Raw genomic sequence first — 15,248 nt, 5'->3', positions numbered from 1 at the left:
TCCACGAATCGTGAATAAACCTCTGCCCGTCAACCCGAATCTCGACGATCTGCGCGTGTTTTGCCAGGTCGCGCGCCGTGCCAGCTTTTCGGCGGCAGCCGAAGCGCTGGGCGTCTCGCCCGCGTATGTGAGCAAGCGCGTCGGCATGCTCGAAGCCGACCTTGGCACGCGCTTGCTACATCGCTCGACCCGGCGCGTGGCCATCACCGACGCAGGGGAACGCGTGTACGCCTGGGCGGAAAAGATTCTCGACGACGTGAATCACCTGATCGAGGACGTCTCCAGCACGCGGCAGGTGCCGCGCGGCACGCTGCGGGTGTCGAGCAGCTTCGGCTTCGGACGGCATGCGGTGGCGCCCGCCATGTCGCGGCTGCGCGCGCTGCATCCGCTGCTCAACGTGCGCCTCGACCTGTTCGACCGGATCGTCGACGTGGCGGCCGAGGGGTATGACCTCGATGTGCGCATCGGCGACGACATCGCGCCGCATCTGATCGCCCGCAAGCTCGCGGACAATCATCGGGTGCTGTGCGCCTCGCGCGCCTATCTCGACACGCACGGCACGCCGCGCCAATTGAGCGACCTGGCCGGGCATGCGTGCATCGTCATCAAGGAACGCGATCATCCGTTCGGCATGTGGCGGCTGCAACAGCGCGGCGAGGCCGTCGCCCTCAAGGTGACGGGGCCGCTGTCGACGAACCACGGGGAGGTGGCCGTGCAGTGGGCGCTCGACGGACAGGGGATCGTGCTGCGCTCGATGTGGGACGTGGGCGCACTTATCGCGCGCGGGGATCTGGTGCAGGTGCTGCCCGACGTGACGCAACCGGCCAACGTCTGGGCCGTGTATCCGTCGCGCGTGGCGTCGTCGGCCAAGGTCCGTGCCTGCGTGGAATTCCTTCGCGAGGAATTCCAGACGCAGACGTGAGGTCCGTCAAATCGCGACACCACGCCGCGACACGCGGTGCCATTACTGCAGAGTGAACGACGCCTGTTCGACGTGTTGCGAATCGAGCCCGATCTCCACGTTGAAGTCGCCGGGCTCCGCCACGTATTGCAGTTTCGCGTTGTAGAACTTCAGCAGGCTTTCATCGATCGCGAAGTGAACGGTGCGCGATTCGCCGGGCTTCAGGCTCAGGTTCTCGAAACCCTTCAGCTCCTTGATGGGACGCACGATCGACGCGGCAACGTCCTGCAAGTAGAGCTGCACGACGGTCGCGCCCGCGCGCTTGCCGGTGTTGCGCACCGTCACGCTCGCATCGAGCTTGCCGCCGCGGGCGAGCGTCTTGCTCGATAGCGTCACCTTCGACACCGCGAACGAGGTGTAGCTCAGGCCGTAGCCAAAGGCATACAACGGGCCGGAGTCTTCCTCGAAGTATTGCGAGGTGTAGTTGGCCGGCTTGCCCGGTGTGAACGGACGACCGATGCGCAACTGGTTGTAGTACGTCGGGATCTGGCCGATCGAGCGCGGGAACGAGATCGGCAGCTTGCCCGACGGGTTGTACTCGCCAAACAGCACGTCCGCAATCGCGTGGCCGCCTTCGGTGCCGGTGTACCACGTCTCGAGCATGGCGTCGGCGTTGGCCTTCGGCCAGTTCAGATCGAGCGGGCGACCGTTCATCAGCACGACGACGAGCGGCTTGCCGGTCGCCTTGAGTGCCTGCAACAGCGCCAACTGGCTACCCGGCAACGACAGACTCGTGCGGCTCGACGCCTCGTGCGACATGCCGCGCGCTTCGCCCACCGCCACGATCAGCGTGTCGGCATTGCGCGCGACTCGCACGGCTTCGTCGATCATCTGCTGCGGCGCTCGCTTGTCCTGCACGACTTCCGGATTGTCCCAATCGAGGAAGTTGAGATATTGCACCACGCGCGGGTCGTCGGTGATGTTCGCGCCGCGCGCGTAAGTGACCTGCGCCTGCGGGCCCAGCGCATCGCGCACCCCTTGCAGCAGGGTGACGGCCTGCGACGCCACGCCCGCGGCCGACCAGCTCCCCAGGATATCGATCTTCGCGTCCGCGAGCGGCCCGATCACCGCGACCTTGCCCGCTTTGGCCAGCGGCAGTGTGTGGTGCCGGTTCTCCAGCAAGACAATGGACTTGCGCGCGGCATCGCGCGCGGCGTCACGATGCAGACGGCTCTGTGCATTCACATCTTTCGGATCCTGCGCCGCGTGGCCAATCCGGCGATACGGGTCGGCAAACAGGCCCATGTCGTATTTCGCGCCGAGGACTTCGCGCACGGCGTCGTCGATGTCGCGCATCGGCACCTCGCCCGACTTCACGAGCCCCGGTAATTGCTTGAGGTACTGCACGTCGGCCATGCTCATGTCGACGCCTGCCTCGATGGCCAGCTTCGCGGCCTCCCGGCCGTCCTTCGCCACGCCGTGACGCATCAACTCCTCGATCGCACCGTGATCGCTCACCGTCACGCCCTTGAAGCCCCATTCGTCACGCAGCAGATCGCGCAGCAGCCACTTGTTCGACGTGGCCGGCGTGCCGTTGATGGAGTTCAGCGCGATCATCACCCCGCCCGCGCCGGCGTCGATCCCGGCGCGGTACGGTGGCAGATAGTCCTGGTACATGCGCATCGGACTCATGTCGACCACGTTGTAATCGCGTCCGCCCTCTACGGCACCGTACAGCGCGAAGTGCTTCACGAAGGCCATCAGGCTGTCCGGGTTGGCCGGCGACGTGCCCTGGAACCCCTCCACGCTCGCGCGCGCCGCTTGCGAGACCAGATAGGGATCCTCGCCGAAGCCTTCCGAGGTGCGCCCCCAGCGCGGGTCGCGCGAGATGTCGACCATCGGCGCGAACGTCGCATCCAGCCCGTCGGCGCTCGCTTCGATGGCGGCCACGCGTGCGGCTTGCTTTACGACCGACATGTCCCAGCTCGACGCCAACCCGAGGCTGATCGGGAACACGGTGCGATGCCCATGCACAATGTCGTAGGCGAAGAAAATCGGAATCTTCAGGCGGCTTTGCTTGACGGCCGCATCCTGCAACGGGCGGTTGTCGCTGCGCGTGACCGAGTTGAACGTGCCCCCTACGCGACCGGCAGCAATCTCCTTGATGAGCATCGGCTGCGGCATGTCCGAACCGATGCTGATCAGGCGCAACTGGCCAACCTTCTCATCGAGCGTCATGCGTGCGATGAGATCGTCGATAAACGCCCGCTTGGCGGACGCAGACGGCATGGCCGCCGGGGGATTGCCTTGAGCACCATTGCCCAGGGCGGCAGGCGTGTCGGCGAAGGCCGGCGCGGCCGCGAGACTGGCCGCGAGCGCCAGTGCGGAGAACATTCTCATCTGATAGCGATCCAATGTGGCGCGACGTCTGGATGACCGGCGAGATCGCGCGGCAGCGCCTTGCGTCGTATCAACTGGTGTTACCCATACCGGCGCAACGATCCGGGTGCGTAACTCGAAGTGCGAAGTGTGAAGTGCGATACTTTGCCACAATTGGTTTTTCCCGAAGGTGTTCGTCCCACCTTTCGCGAACGTCGCGATGCCATCGGACGTGATACGCCCCCCAACGACTGGAGAATTTCGTGGTTCTGCTTCCCCCGCCAAATCTTGGCATCGACGCGCCCATGCGTTCGTGTCCGCCTTTGTCACGGGTGCCGCCCTGCTGAGCGCCGCGCATGCGTATGCCTTCTCCCTCGACGACGTCACCGCCCGTGCGAAGACGCTCGCCGACAAGCCCTACGTCGCGCCAGTGAGCAATCTCACGCCCGCGCTCGCCAAGATGCCGTTCGGCGACTACATCAAGATCCAGCCGCGGCGCGACGCCTTCGAATGGAACGATCAGCCCTCGCCGTTCAAGCTGGGTTTCTACCACCAGGGCATGCAGTTCAGCACGCCGGTGAAGATCAATGAGATCGTCGGCACCGGCGCCAACGCGAAGATCGACGAGATCAAGTACGACAGCCACCGCTTCGACTTCGGCGATCTCAAGCTTGACCGCAGCGCCACGCACAACCTCGGCTACGCGGGCTTTCGCGTGCTCTACCCGATCAACGAGCCGGGCAAGCTCGATGAAATCATGAGCGTGCTCGGCGCGAGCTACTTCCGCGTGATCGGCAAGGGACAGGTCTACGGTCTGTCGGCACGCGGTCTGGCCATCGACACGGGCCTGCCCATCGCGGAGGAATTCCCGGCCTTTCGCGAGTTCTGGATCGAACGGCCGAACGCGGGCGACAAGCACCTGGTGTTCTACGCGCTGCTCGACTCGAAGCGCGCCACCGGCGCCTATCGTTTCGATCTGACGCCCGGCGAGGATTCGCTGCTGAAGGTGCAGGCACGGGTCTTCCTGCGCGCCCCGGTGACCAAGCTCGGCATCGCGCCGCTCACGAGCATGTTCCTGTTCGGACCGAATCAGCAGCGCGATCCGTACAACTTCCGCCCGGCGTTGCACGATTCGAACGGCCTGGCCATTCACGCCGGCAATGGCGAATGGATCTGGCGTCCGCTGAACAATCCGCGCAATCTGGCCATCAGTCAGTTCCAGGTGACGAATCCGCGCGGCTTCGGCCTGCTCCAACGCGGGCGCGATTTCGCGCAATACGAGGACCTGAAGGATCGTTACGATCTTCGCCCAAGCGCCTGGATCGAGCCGCAGGGCGACTGGGGCAAGGGCCATATCGAACTGGTGGAAATCCCGTCGCCGGACGAGACCAACGACAACATCGGCACGTTCTGGACGCCTGACCAATTGCCCCCCAAGGGGCAGCCGCTGCAGGCCGATTACACGATCCACTGGACGACGAACGAGCGCGGCATCGTCGATCGACGTCTGGCCTGGGTGAAGCAGACGCTGCGCACGGCGGGCGAGATTACGCAAGCCAACCTGATCCGTCACTTCGACGGCAGCACCGGGCTGATCGTCGACTTCGACGGCGGCCCCCTCGCCACGCTGCCCGCCGGTTCGGTCACGCCACAGGTCAGCGTGAGCGATAACGCCACCCTCATCGAGCAGACGCTGCAACCGAACCCGGTCACGCATGGCATGCGCCTGAATCTGCGCGTGATGGTCAAGGATCCGGCCAAGGTCGTGGAACTGCGGGCCGCCCTCGTCTCCGGCGGCAAGGCCGTGAGCGAGACCTGGAGTTATCAGCTCCCGCCGTTTTCGGTCGCCAAGCAATAAGTTGCATCCTGCGTCTTCGTGCGGCGGTGTCCTGCCGCCGCACCCCCCTCCTACTCCGCGCCCGCCGCCACCACAATTAAACAGGCACTTACGCGCCTTGATTCCTCCTGTAAAACCCTGAATCGGGCAAATTGTCCTTGCAGTGGATCGTCATTTCGCGTTTACTGCATGCACAATATTGCATAAATAGCTGCCCATCGAAGTGTGTTGAGGCAGTCGGCTTCCTCGGCAACGGTCCTCGGCCGCCCGGATGGGGCCCGGCCTGGTGCCGCTTGCGTCGGTCAAGACATCCCCAAGACTCTCCGCATTTCGACGGAGGGCGGATTCGTTATGGAGACACTCGCATGCGACCTATCGACGTACATGAGTTGGCTGACAACGCCCGCTTGAACGGCTATCACTACCGCATCCTGCTCTGGTGCGCGCTCATCATCATCTTCGACGGCTACGATCTCGCGGTCGCGGGCATTGCGCTGCCCTCGATCATGAAAGCGATGAACGTCGACGCCACCAGTGCCGGTTTCATGGTCAGCGCCGCCCTCTTCGGCATGATGTTCGGCGCCATTGCGATGGGCATGGTGGCCGACAGCATCGGCCGGCGCAAAGCCATCGCCATCTGCGTGCTGATGTTCTCGCTGTTCACCGCCATGGCCGGATTCACGCACGAGCCGATCAGCTTCTCCGTGACACGCTTCTTTGCGGGCGTCGGCATCGGCGGCGTGATGCCGATCGTGGTCGCGCAAATGACGGAGTACGCGCCGCGTCGCCTGCGCGCCACGCTCGTCACGCTCATGTTCTCGGGCTATTCGGTAGGCGGCATGCTCGCCGCGCTGCTCGGCAAGGGGCTGATCGAGACGCACGGCTGGCAGTCCGTCTTTCTGGCGGCGGGTCTGCCCGCGCTGCTCGTGCCGTTCGCGATGAAGGCCCTGCCGGAATCGATGCCGTTCCTGATCCGCACGGGCCGTCTCGACGCGCTCAAGCAGGTGCTTGCCCGCCTCGCGCCGGATTATGTTGCGCAGCCGGGCGATCAGTTCGCGCTGCCCTCGACGGATCGCAAGCAGGCTGCGCCGCTCTCGCGTCTGTTTCAGGACGGGCGAGGCATGAGCACCGTCATGCTGTGGGTCGCGTTCTTCATGTGCCTGTTCATGGTGTATGCGCTCAGCTCGTGGCTCGCCAAGCTCATGGCAAGCGCCGGTTATAGCCTCGGCTCGGCGCTCACGTTTGTGCTCGTGCTGAACTTTGGCGCGATGCTCGGTGCCATCGGCGGCGGCTGGCTCGCTGACCGCTTCAACATCAAGTACGTACTTGTGGGCATGTATACGCTCGCCGCCGTGTCCATCACGCTGCTCGGCGTGAAGGTACCGACGCCGGTGCTCTTCGTGCTGGTGGGGTTGGCCGGGGCGTCGACCATCGGCACGCAGATCGTCACCTACGCCTACGCGGGACAGTTCTATCCAATGGCCGCGCGCGGCACGGGCATCGGCTGGGCCTCCGGGGTGGGACGCAGCGGCGCCATTCTCGCGCCCATCGCGATCGGTATGCTGGTGAGCCTGTCACTGCCTTTGCAGCAAAACTTTATGGCAATCGCCATTCCCGCCGTCATCGCGGTCGTTGCCGTGTTGTTGATCGACCACAAGAAATCGGCGTCGGTGCAGCAGCAGGCGGCAACGCAAGCGCACGTCACGGCGGCAAAACTCGCGAACGGCGCGGGAGAACCGGCGTAATCTCGCGCGTCAAGGCACGCTCGGCCCGCCATCACCGACGCAACGGCATGGCGACGCAATCGCGCGTCGCCATGCGAAAATGCGCGCCGCGGCGGTTATGGGAATGATCGCGGCTTTCAGTGACGCAACGCGCCGGTGTCGGGGCAATCCGTCAACGTCCGGCGCATCCGCGGCACATGAAAATTTCCTTCAACCCGAGCGCCTCAGGCGCCGATAACCAGATATCCGTCCCAACGGACTCTCTGGGGAAAATCAATATGCCGCGTATTGCTTTGCTGAGTGCCCTCGTGCTGACCGTCGCCCACGCGCCGGCCTTCGCCGCCCCGCTGAACGACGCCACCGTCGTCAATCTCTCCACCCGACAAACCCTCGCCAGCGACGCCGTGTTTCGTGGCGGCCAGACCGCCACCCTCGGCACCGACGCGCTGCGCAACGCGCACGGCAGCTTCGGCGTGAACGTTGCCGCCGGCGCGCTCAACTTGCAGTCGAATCAGCTTGTGCTGGCGAACGCCTCGCGCGTTGCGGTCGATACCCGTCAGACGATCCGCAACACGACGATCCTGACCGGCGTGCCGAGCGCGTCGCTGGGCGACCGGGCCCTGATGGGCGCCTCGGGCAATCTCGGTGTGAACGTGGTGGCCGGCGTGGCCAACGCACAGGCCAACGCGTTGGCCATTCATTGACGACTCGCTGAACCTTCACCCGGCCGGATCACGTCTCGGCCGGGATCGGTCTGTACCGATCGTGCGGCCGCCGCGCGCTTATCCAACCGCGCCAACCGAACCTACCGCGCCGTCCGCCCGGCCCACCGCGCCAAAGCGCCACGACAGCCGGCGCGCCGCCGCCTGCAAGGCCTGCGCCGGCGACGCATCGAGCGCCGTCTCGAAACTGCCCGCCGACCCCATCAACGCAAGCACCAGCGTCACCTCCCCCGTGTGATCGAACACCGGTACCGCCACTGTGTCGATACCCGGCACGGGATTGCTTTGCGCCGTATCGAATCGTTGGTCGCGAATCGCCTTCAGCCGCGCGGCAAAGTCGGCTGGCGGCGTCGACGCGCGCCCTTCCGCGCCGAGGCCCGCCATGCGCACCGATTCCTGTGCGAGCATGCCGTCGAGTACCGCATCGGGCAGGAACGCCGCGAACGTGCGGCCAATGGCCGTGTTCACCAACGAGAGCACTGTGCCGATGCGCAGGCTCACGTGCTGCGGACGCATCGCCTCCTCAAGCCGAACCACCGTGGGACCGACCGGACCGAGCACGGCCATCGCGGCCGACAATCCGGTGGCGTGAGCCAGCGCGAGAATCTCCGGCTCGGCTTCCCCCGTAGGCGAGAGACGCTGCAATGCCATCAAGCCAAGCTCAAGGCTGAGCGCCCCCGCCTCGAAATTGCCGTTCGCATCGCGCGAGAGCAAGCCGGCACGTTGCAAGCTCACCAGATGCGGATGCGCCTTCGCCGGTGCCATCCCCGCGTCGCGCGCGAGTGCATTGAGCGGCAGCGGACGCCCCGCCGCCGCCAGCGCCTCGAGCAATGCCCCGGTGCTTTCCAGCGCCTGAATGCCGCGCTGCGGTTTCGCGGGCATCGATGCCACGTCGTCAGGCACCTCGTGCGTTTCCTTTCGGCTTTGCGTCGCGTTCATGCGCCCTCCTTGCCGTCTGCGCCACGAGCATCGACTTGCGCGGCGATGTCGCTCGCCGTCGCGCGCAATGCATTCGCCGCCGCGCCGTCCCATGCGACATCGAGGGCCGCCGTCGGCCCGATCGCGGTGAGCGCAAGACGCAGCCGCCCGCTCGCATCCAACACCGGCGCGCACAGGCTGCTCACCGACGGGCTCGGCGTATTCACGCTACGCGCCACACCGTGCGCGCGTGTCTCGTCGAGCAGCGCATCGAAACCTTCGCGCTCGGTCGGGGATGTCGGCATCTGCTCACGCCACGCCTGCGGCCATTGCGCCTGCGGGGTGAACGCGCAAAACGCCCGCCCGGTTGACGTCGTCGTGAGCGACATGACCGATCCCACGTGCAGATTCACATGCAACGGAAACGCCGCACGCTCGAAATGCACGACGAGCGGGCCCTGCGGCGCACTCGTGCAGATCGCGACACAAAGCCCCGTCTCCCGTGCCAGCGCAACGACACGCGGCACCGCCGCGCGATACGCCGGGTCGTTCTCGAGATGCAGCAACGCGAGACGCAACGTCATCGGTCCCGGCGTGTAGTCGCCCGACATCGGGTCGCGCTTGAGCAAGCCGAGCCGCGTGAGGCTTACCAGATACGGATGCGCCTGCGCAGGCGGCAGCCCGGCGAGCGCGGCGAGATCGCCCGGCCCCAGTGCCCGGTGCGCCTGCGCCAGCGCCTGAAGCACGCGCGCCGCTACGTCCACGCTTTGCACACCGCGCGAGGCACGCCCGGGTTGGCCGCTCGCGTCGGCCGTGCCGTCCATCGGAATTCGATTCATGCGATCAAGGGAGGCGGGCTCCCACAGGAAAATGGCCTAGATTCTAAACAAGTCGACGCCCGCAATGGCATCGTTCCCGACGTTCCTCGGGGTTAACCCAAGGCGGGAACGTCATTCCATCGCCCATGACTCAACATTAGCAAATAACGATACTATTTGTCATTGACAAATATTAAGGGCATTTCGTAAGATGGCTTCATCGACCCCATCAGTCGCATCATCCCCGCAGACGAGATAAGAGAGAGACAAGCATGGCCAAAGCATTCGCCTCGCAAGCCGACCTGGAAACCAAGAAGGTCACATTCACCCAATTGTCGGAAAACACCTGGGCCTACACGGCCGAGGGCGACCCGAACTCCGGCGTCATCATCGGCGACGACGGCGTGATGATCGTCGACACGACAGCCACGCCCGCCATGGCGCAGGATCTCATCGCGAAGATCCGCACGATCACCGACAAGCCGATCAAGTATGTGGTGCTCTCGCACTATCACGCCGTGCGCGTGCTGGGTGCGTCGGCCTACTTCGCCGAAGGCGCGCAGCAGATCATCGCAAGCCGTGGCACGTACGAGATGATCGTCGAGCGCGGCGAAGCCGACATGAAGTCGGAGATCGAGCGCTTTCCGCGTCTGTTCGCCGGTGTCGAAACGGTGCCGGGTCTCACGTGGCCGACGCTCGTCTTCGAGAAGGAAATGACGCTCTTCCTCGGCAAGCTCGAAGTGAGGATCGCGCACCTCGGTTCGGGTCACACCAAGGGCGACACGGTGGTATGGGTGCCGTCGCAAAAGGTGCTGTTCTCGGGCGACCTGGTCGAGTACGACGCCGCATGCTACACCGGTGACGCGCAACTCGCCGAATGGCCGGCCACGCTCGACGCGCTGGCCGCGCTCGGCGCCGAAAAGCTCGTGCCGGGCCGGGGCCCTGCCCTGACCACGCCCGACGATGTCGCCAAGGGCCTGGCGTACACGAAGGACTTCGTGACGACATTGTTCGAAGCGGGCAAGCAGGCCGTCGAACAGAAGCTCGATTTGAAGGGGGCGATGGCACTGACGCGTCGCGCGATGGATCCGAAGTTCGGTCAGGTCTTCATCTACGAACACTGCCTGCCGTTCGATGTGACCCGCGCGTTCGACGAAGCGAGCGGCATCACGCATCCGCGCATCTGGACGGCGCAGCGCGACAAGGAAATGTGGACCGCTCTGCAGGACTGAGGTCGCGCAGATCGGCCTCGGCGCGGCGATAGACGCCGCGCCGGGCGCAACATCAAGAGTAAAAGCAAAAAGCGGAACCCGCCGGGGCGCTTGCGCCGGTGCGGTGCCGACGATGGAGACATTGTATGAGCAGCATCGATTACCAGCGTCTGACGTTCGATTACCAGCCCTGCGCAGAACAGTCCGGCAACGCCGCGGGTGATATTCACCCGGTCATCGTGGTCGGCGCGGGGCCGGTGGGACTGGCGAGCGCCATCGACCTCGCGCAGCAGGGCGTGCCCGTGATCGTGCTCGACGACGACTGCACGCTCTCGGCAGGTTCGCGCGCCATCTGTTTCGCCAAGCGTACGCTCGATATCTTCGACCGTCTCGGCTGCGGCGAGCGCATGGTGCAAAAGGGCGTGTGCTGGAACGTCGGCCGCGTGTTCCTGCGCGATCGGGAGGTCTACAACTTCGACCTGCTGCCGGAAACGGGACACCTTCGTCCGGCGTTCATCAACCTTCAGCAGTACTACGTCGAAGGTTATCTCTACGAGCGCGCACGCGAACTGCCGAACATCGACATCCGCTGGAAGCACAAGGTCGTGGGGCTCACGCAGCAAGGCACGCCCGGTACGCCCGAGGCGAGCGTCACGCTCACGGTCGAGACGCCCGACGGCAACTATCAAACCAGCGCACGTTACGTCGTGGCCGCCGACGGATCGCGCAGTCCCGTGCGCAAGTTGCTCGGTGTGGACACCCACGGACGCACATTCAAGGACCGCTTCCTGATCGCCGACGTGAAGATGACGGCAGACTTTCCGACCGAGCGCTGGTTCTGGTTCGATCCGCCGTTCCATCCGAATCAATCCGTGCTGTTGCATCGTCAACCAGACGACGTGTGGCGCATCGATTTCCAGTTGGGATGGGATGCCGACCCGGCCGTCGAGAAGACGCCCGAGCGCGTGATCCCACGCGTGCAAGCCTTGCTCGGACCTGACGCCAAATTCACCCTGGAGTGGGTCAGCGTCTATACGTTCTCATGCCTGCGCATGGACGACTTCCGTCACGGTCACGTGCTGTTCACCGGGGACGCCGCGCATGGTGTATCGCCGTTCGGCGCGCGCGGCGCTAACAGCGGCGTGCAGGATGCGGAGAACCTCGCGTGGAAACTGGCGCTGGTGCTTGCCGGCCAGGCGCCGGATACGCTGCTCGACACTTACGCCCGTGAGCGCGAATTCGCCGCTGACGAAAACATCCGCAACTCGACGCGTTCCACCGATTTCATCACGCCCAAGAGCCCCGTCTCGCGGGTCTTTCGCGATGCCGTGCTGACGCTCGCCCGCGATCACGCGTTTGCGCGTCAGTTGGTCAACAGCGGGCGGTTGTCCGTGCCCGCCGTGCTGAGCGAGTCGACACTGAATACGCCGGAGCGCGACACGTTTGCGGGACGCATGGTCCCGGGCACGGCCTGCGTCGACGCACCGCTCGTCCGGCATGGGCAGGACGGCTGGCTGCTGCCTCGCCTGGGCGGGCGCTTCGTCGCGCTCGTATTCGGTGCACCGGCGTCGCTCGATGCGGCATCGCTCGCGGGCCTCGACGCGCTCGCGAACGACAGCGTGCCCGTCGTGTCATTGTTCGTCACGCCGGATGCCGAAGCGGCGCAGGACGCGCGCGGCGAATCCCATAGCGTCTGGCACGACGCGCAAGGCCTGGCGGCCCAACGCTACGACGCCGCGCCGGGAACGGTGTATCTGATTCGTCCGGATCAACACGTGTGCGCGCGGTGGCGCAGCGTCGACGCGACGGCGATTGCCGCCGCGCGCGAGCGGGCGTTGGGACGTACCGCCCCGGAAGTCGCGCCGATGCAATGCGCGGCCTGAGGTGCCGCCGGCCAAGCGCATCGACCCACATCCCGATCCCATCGATCCCGCAGTAAGGAGCCCCTTCATGGCACTCGATACACAACCGCGTCTGACGCGTCCGGACGACTTCTACGAAGCCCTGATCGACATGCACCGAGATCTCGACGAGGCGCAAAGTCAGGCGGCCAACGCGCAACTGATCCTGCTGCTCGCCAACCAGATCGGCGATCACGACACGCTGCTTTCGGCGCTTCGGCTGGCGCGCGCTGGCGCACTGGGCACCGCGACGAGTGGATCGACGGACGGTCCGCAAGCGTGACACAAGCAAAAGCGGGGCGCCCGGCCATCGGGCGCCCCGCTTTGTTCGACGCGAGACCGCGCAAGCAACGCGCGTGCGGACGTTACACCACCACCATCTGCGAAATCTTCTGCGCGGCCGCCAGCAGGGGCGCGAGGAATGTGGCTTCCATTTCCGCCGCCGACGTGCGGTTGGCCTGACCGCTGACGTTCATCGCCGCAATCACCTGCCCCGCGCGGTTGCGAATTGGCGCAGCGATCGAAATCATCCCCTCTTCCAACTCCTGATCGACGATGGCCCACCCCTGGGCGCGCACGTCGAGAATGCGCTGACGCAACGTGTCGATATCCGTCACCGTGCGGCGCGTGTGCTGACGAATGTCCGCGCGACGCAAGGCGGCGTCGAGTTCGTCGTCGGGCAACGCCGAGAGCATGACGCGCCCCATCGAGGTACACCATGCCGGCAGACGGCTGCCGATCGACAGGTTGATCGACATCACCTTGCGCACCGGCACGCGCAGGACATAGACGATGTCGTCGCCATCGAGCACCGAGGCGGAACTGCTCTCATGCACTTGCTGCACCAGCGCCTCCATGAACGGCTCGGCCAGATTCCACAGCGGCATCGACGTCAGATACGAAAAGCCGAGGTCGAGAATACGCGGCGTGAGCCGAAACAGGCGCCCCTCGCTTCGCACATAGCCCAGCGCTTCGAGCGTGAGCAGAATGCGACGCGCCCCCGCACGGGTGAGACCCGACGCCTGTGCGACTTCCGAGAGCGTCTGCGCCGGACGCGTCGCGTTGAACGCCTTGACCACAGCCAACCCGCGCGCAAACGACTGCACGTAGGAGTCACCCGGTTTCTTGTCGGTGGGTTCGGTAGCGTCGTTGAGCACGGGTGTCATGGAAAAGGCGGATGTCGAAAGGCAATGGAACGGCAAGCGTAATGGATTTGTGTCGCCGGTTCCACCGCACGACACACGGCACTGCGTCGTCTGCGCCAGACCGGCGTCCCCCCCTCGGGCCGACCCTCGCTTGACGGCCGACACGAGAAGGCTTACGCTGTTCTTATAGCGAATACATGTTCGCTATAAGAACATTGTGAACCAGACGATGCCGCCTGACAAGACGCCATCGCCGGGAGACACCCAACAAGGGCCACGGCCGAGAGTCCGCCAGCCCGATGGAACTGCCCAGGAGGCACGTGTGATCAACAAGATTTACGATTCGCTCGCCAGCGCGGTTGCCGACGTTCACGACGGCGCGACGATCATGATTGGCGGCTTCGGCAATGCCGGGATGCCCTCGGCGCTCATCGACGCGCTGATCGAGCAAGGCTCGCGCGAACTGACCATCGTCAACAACAACGCCGGGAACGGTGAGACCGGCCTCGCCGCCCTGCTCAAGGCCGGGCGCGTGCGCAAGATCATCTGCTCGTTCCCGCGCCAGACCGACTCGCAGGTGTTCGACGCGCTCTATCGCGCGGGCAAGATCGAGCTGGAACTGGTGCCGCAGGGCAATCTGGCCGAGCGCATTCGCGCCGCAGGCGCCGGCATCGGCGGCTTCTTCACGCCGACCGGCTACGGCACGCTGCTCGCCGAAGGCAAGGAAACGCGCGTCATCGACGGCAAGCCATATGTGTTCGAACTGCCGATCCACGCCGACTTCGCGCTCATCAAGGCGCTCAAGGGCGACCGCTGGGGCAACCTCGTGTATCGCAAGACCGCCCGCAACTTCGGCCCGATCATGGCCACGGCGGCCAAGTGCGCCATCGTTCAGGTGAATGAAGTCGTCGCGCTGGGCGACCTCGATCCGGAAGCCGTGGTCACGCCCGGCATCTTCGTTCAACGCGTCGTCGCGGTGCCTGGCACCGCACGCGCCTGATCCCCATCTGAACTCGGAGCACGACATGAACCGACTGACCCGCGACCAGATGGCCGCCCGCGTTGCCCAGGACATTCCCGACGGCGCCTACGTCAACCTCGGCATCGGCCTGCCGACCGCTGTCGCCAATCACCTGCCCGCCGAGCGAGAGATCATTCTCCAGAGCGAAAACGGCGTGATCGGCATGGGCCCGGCCCCCGCCAAGGGCGAAGAGGACGAAGACCTCATCAATGCCGGCAAGCAACCCGTCACGCTCAAGCCGGGCGGCGCGTACTTCCACCATGCCGATTCGTTCGCGATGATGCGCGGTGGCCACCTGGACTTCTGCGTGCTCGGCGCGTTCCAGGTCTCGAAGACGGGCGATCTGGCCAACTGGCACACGGGCGCTCCCGACGCCATTCCGGCCGTGGGCGGGGCGATGGACCTCGCCAGCGGCGCCAAGCAGGTGTTCGTGATGATGGAGCACCAGACCAAGCAGGGCGAGAGCAAGATCGTCGAGCAGTGCACGTATCCGCTCACCGGCGTGGGTTGCGTCACGCGCATCTACACCGATCTGGCGGTGCTCGACGTCACCCCCGAGGGCCTGCGCGTCGTCGACATGGTCGACGGCCTCACGCTCGACGAACTCCAAGGTGTGACCGGTGTGACGCTGCTGCCCTCACCGGCTGTTGCCTGACGCGGCACAAGCCCCC

General features: G+C 65.2%; 13 protein-coding genes. 9 read left to right on the top strand and 4 right to left on the bottom strand.

The window, feature by feature from the left end; all coding sequences use genetic code 11:
- The first annotated feature begins 22 nt into the window (after positions 1–22).
- Positions 23–922 carry a LysR family transcriptional regulator gene (locus tag DRB87_RS03385; protein ID WP_130027695.1) on the top strand — a complete coding sequence of 300 codons (900 nt, stop codon included), beginning with the start codon at positions 23–25 and terminating at the stop codon, positions 920–922.
- A 42-nt stretch (positions 923–964) separates the two neighbouring features.
- Here DRB87_RS03385 and bglX read toward each other — a convergent pair whose 3' ends face one another.
- Positions 965–3,295, bottom strand: coding sequence for a beta-glucosidase BglX (gene bglX / locus DRB87_RS03380; RefSeq protein WP_130027694.1), 2,331 nt, complete (start codon positions 3,293–3,295; stop codon positions 965–967).
- 205 nt (positions 3,296–3,500) lie between these two features.
- Here bglX and DRB87_RS03375 point away from each other — a divergent pair, with 205 nt between their 5' ends.
- The 3 genes from DRB87_RS03375 (at position 3,501) to DRB87_RS03365 (ending at position 7,545) form a co-directional block, all read left to right on the top strand.
- Positions 3,501–5,138, top strand: coding sequence for a glucan biosynthesis protein G (locus DRB87_RS03375; RefSeq protein WP_130024872.1), 1,638 nt, complete (start codon positions 3,501–3,503; stop codon positions 5,136–5,138).
- 344 nt (positions 5,139–5,482) lie between these two features.
- A complete protein-coding gene (locus DRB87_RS03370; protein WP_130024871.1) occupies positions 5,483–6,862 on the top strand; it encodes an MFS transporter in 1,380 nt (459 codons plus the stop codon).
- A gap of 257 nt (positions 6,863–7,119) precedes the next feature.
- Entirely contained in the window at positions 7,120–7,545 is a 426-nt protein-coding gene (locus DRB87_RS03365) for a hypothetical protein (RefSeq protein WP_130024870.1), read from the top strand.
- Between the two features lie 78 nt (positions 7,546–7,623).
- Here DRB87_RS03365 and DRB87_RS03360 read toward each other — a convergent pair whose 3' ends face one another.
- Together DRB87_RS03360 and DRB87_RS03355 are read right to left on the bottom strand one after the other, a co-directional pair.
- Positions 7,624–8,502, bottom strand: coding sequence for an IclR family transcriptional regulator (locus tag DRB87_RS03360; RefSeq protein WP_240756161.1), 879 nt, complete (start codon positions 8,500–8,502; stop codon positions 7,624–7,626).
- Positions 8,499–9,320: an IclR family transcriptional regulator gene (locus tag DRB87_RS03355; protein ID WP_240756160.1), complete on the bottom strand. Its 822-nt coding sequence runs from the start codon at positions 9,318–9,320 to the stop codon at positions 8,499–8,501. Before DRB87_RS03355 ends, DRB87_RS03360 begins: the two co-directional genes overlap by 4 nt.
- Before the next feature lie 251 nt (positions 9,321–9,571).
- Between DRB87_RS03355 and DRB87_RS03350 the strand changes: the two genes are divergently transcribed.
- The 3 genes from DRB87_RS03350 (at position 9,572) to DRB87_RS03340 (ending at position 12,694) form a co-directional block, all read left to right on the top strand.
- Positions 9,572–10,531: an MBL fold metallo-hydrolase gene (locus tag DRB87_RS03350; protein WP_130024869.1), complete on the top strand. Its 960-nt coding sequence runs from the start codon at positions 9,572–9,574 to the stop codon at positions 10,529–10,531.
- Positions 10,532–10,656: 125 nt separating this feature from the next.
- Positions 10,657–12,393 carry an FAD-dependent oxidoreductase gene (locus tag DRB87_RS03345; RefSeq protein WP_130024868.1) on the top strand — a complete coding sequence of 579 codons (1,737 nt, stop codon included), beginning with the start codon at positions 10,657–10,659 and terminating at the stop codon, positions 12,391–12,393.
- A gap of 67 nt (positions 12,394–12,460) precedes the next feature.
- Positions 12,461–12,694, top strand: coding sequence for a DUF2783 domain-containing protein (locus DRB87_RS03340; protein ID WP_130024867.1), 234 nt, complete (start codon positions 12,461–12,463; stop codon positions 12,692–12,694).
- A gap of 82 nt (positions 12,695–12,776) precedes the next feature.
- Here DRB87_RS03340 and DRB87_RS03335 read toward each other — a convergent pair whose 3' ends face one another.
- Entirely contained in the window at positions 12,777–13,577 is an 801-nt protein-coding gene (locus tag DRB87_RS03335; protein WP_130024866.1) for an IclR family transcriptional regulator, read from the bottom strand.
- Positions 13,578–13,878: 301 nt separating this feature from the next.
- On the opposite strand from DRB87_RS03335, the gene DRB87_RS03330 reads away from it, so the two are divergent.
- Together DRB87_RS03330 and DRB87_RS03325 are read left to right on the top strand one after the other, a co-directional pair.
- Entirely contained in the window at positions 13,879–14,556 is a 678-nt protein-coding gene (locus tag DRB87_RS03330) for a 3-oxoacid CoA-transferase subunit A (protein WP_130024865.1), read from the top strand.
- Positions 14,557–14,581: 25 nt separating this feature from the next.
- Positions 14,582–15,232: a CoA transferase subunit B gene (locus tag DRB87_RS03325; protein WP_130024864.1), complete on the top strand. Its 651-nt coding sequence runs from the start codon at positions 14,582–14,584 to the stop codon at positions 15,230–15,232.
- Positions 15,233–15,248: the final 16 nt, after the last annotated feature.

Origin of the sequence: Pandoraea sp. XY-2 (assembly GCF_004193915.1) — a bacterium.
Classification (GTDB): Bacteria; Pseudomonadota; Gammaproteobacteria; order Burkholderiales; family Burkholderiaceae; genus Pandoraea; species Pandoraea cepalis.
This window is presented reverse-complemented; position numbering and strand designations above follow the sequence as displayed.

What these genes read in the sequence shown, in the direction of transcription:
- bglX (WP_130027694.1), bottom strand. Translation starts at nt 3,295, where the DNA reads ATGTTCTCCGCACTGGCGCTCGCGGCCAGTCTCGCGGCCGCGCCGGCC.
- DRB87_RS03375 (WP_130024872.1), top strand. Translation starts at nt 3,501, where the DNA reads ATGCCATCGGACGTGATACGCCCCCCAACGACTGGAGAATTTCGTGGT.
- DRB87_RS03370 (WP_130024871.1), top strand. Translation starts at nt 5,483, where the DNA reads ATGCGACCTATCGACGTACATGAGTTGGCTGACAACGCCCGCTTGAAC.
- DRB87_RS03365 (WP_130024870.1), top strand. Translation starts at nt 7,120, where the DNA reads ATGCCGCGTATTGCTTTGCTGAGTGCCCTCGTGCTGACCGTCGCCCAC.
- DRB87_RS03360 (WP_240756161.1), bottom strand. Translation starts at nt 8,502, where the DNA reads ATGAACGCGACGCAAAGCCGAAAGGAAACGCACGAGGTGCCTGACGAC.
- DRB87_RS03355 (WP_240756160.1), bottom strand. Translation starts at nt 9,320, where the DNA reads ATGAATCGAATTCCGATGGACGGCACGGCCGACGCGAGCGGCCAACCC.
- DRB87_RS03350 (WP_130024869.1), top strand. Translation starts at nt 9,572, where the DNA reads ATGGCCAAAGCATTCGCCTCGCAAGCCGACCTGGAAACCAAGAAGGTC.
- DRB87_RS03345 (WP_130024868.1), top strand. Translation starts at nt 10,657, where the DNA reads ATGAGCAGCATCGATTACCAGCGTCTGACGTTCGATTACCAGCCCTGC.
- DRB87_RS03340 (WP_130024867.1), top strand. Translation starts at nt 12,461, where the DNA reads ATGGCACTCGATACACAACCGCGTCTGACGCGTCCGGACGACTTCTAC.
- DRB87_RS03335 (WP_130024866.1), bottom strand. Translation starts at nt 13,577, where the DNA reads ATGACACCCGTGCTCAACGACGCTACCGAACCCACCGACAAGAAACCG.
- DRB87_RS03325 (WP_130024864.1), top strand. Translation starts at nt 14,582, where the DNA reads ATGAACCGACTGACCCGCGACCAGATGGCCGCCCGCGTTGCCCAGGAC.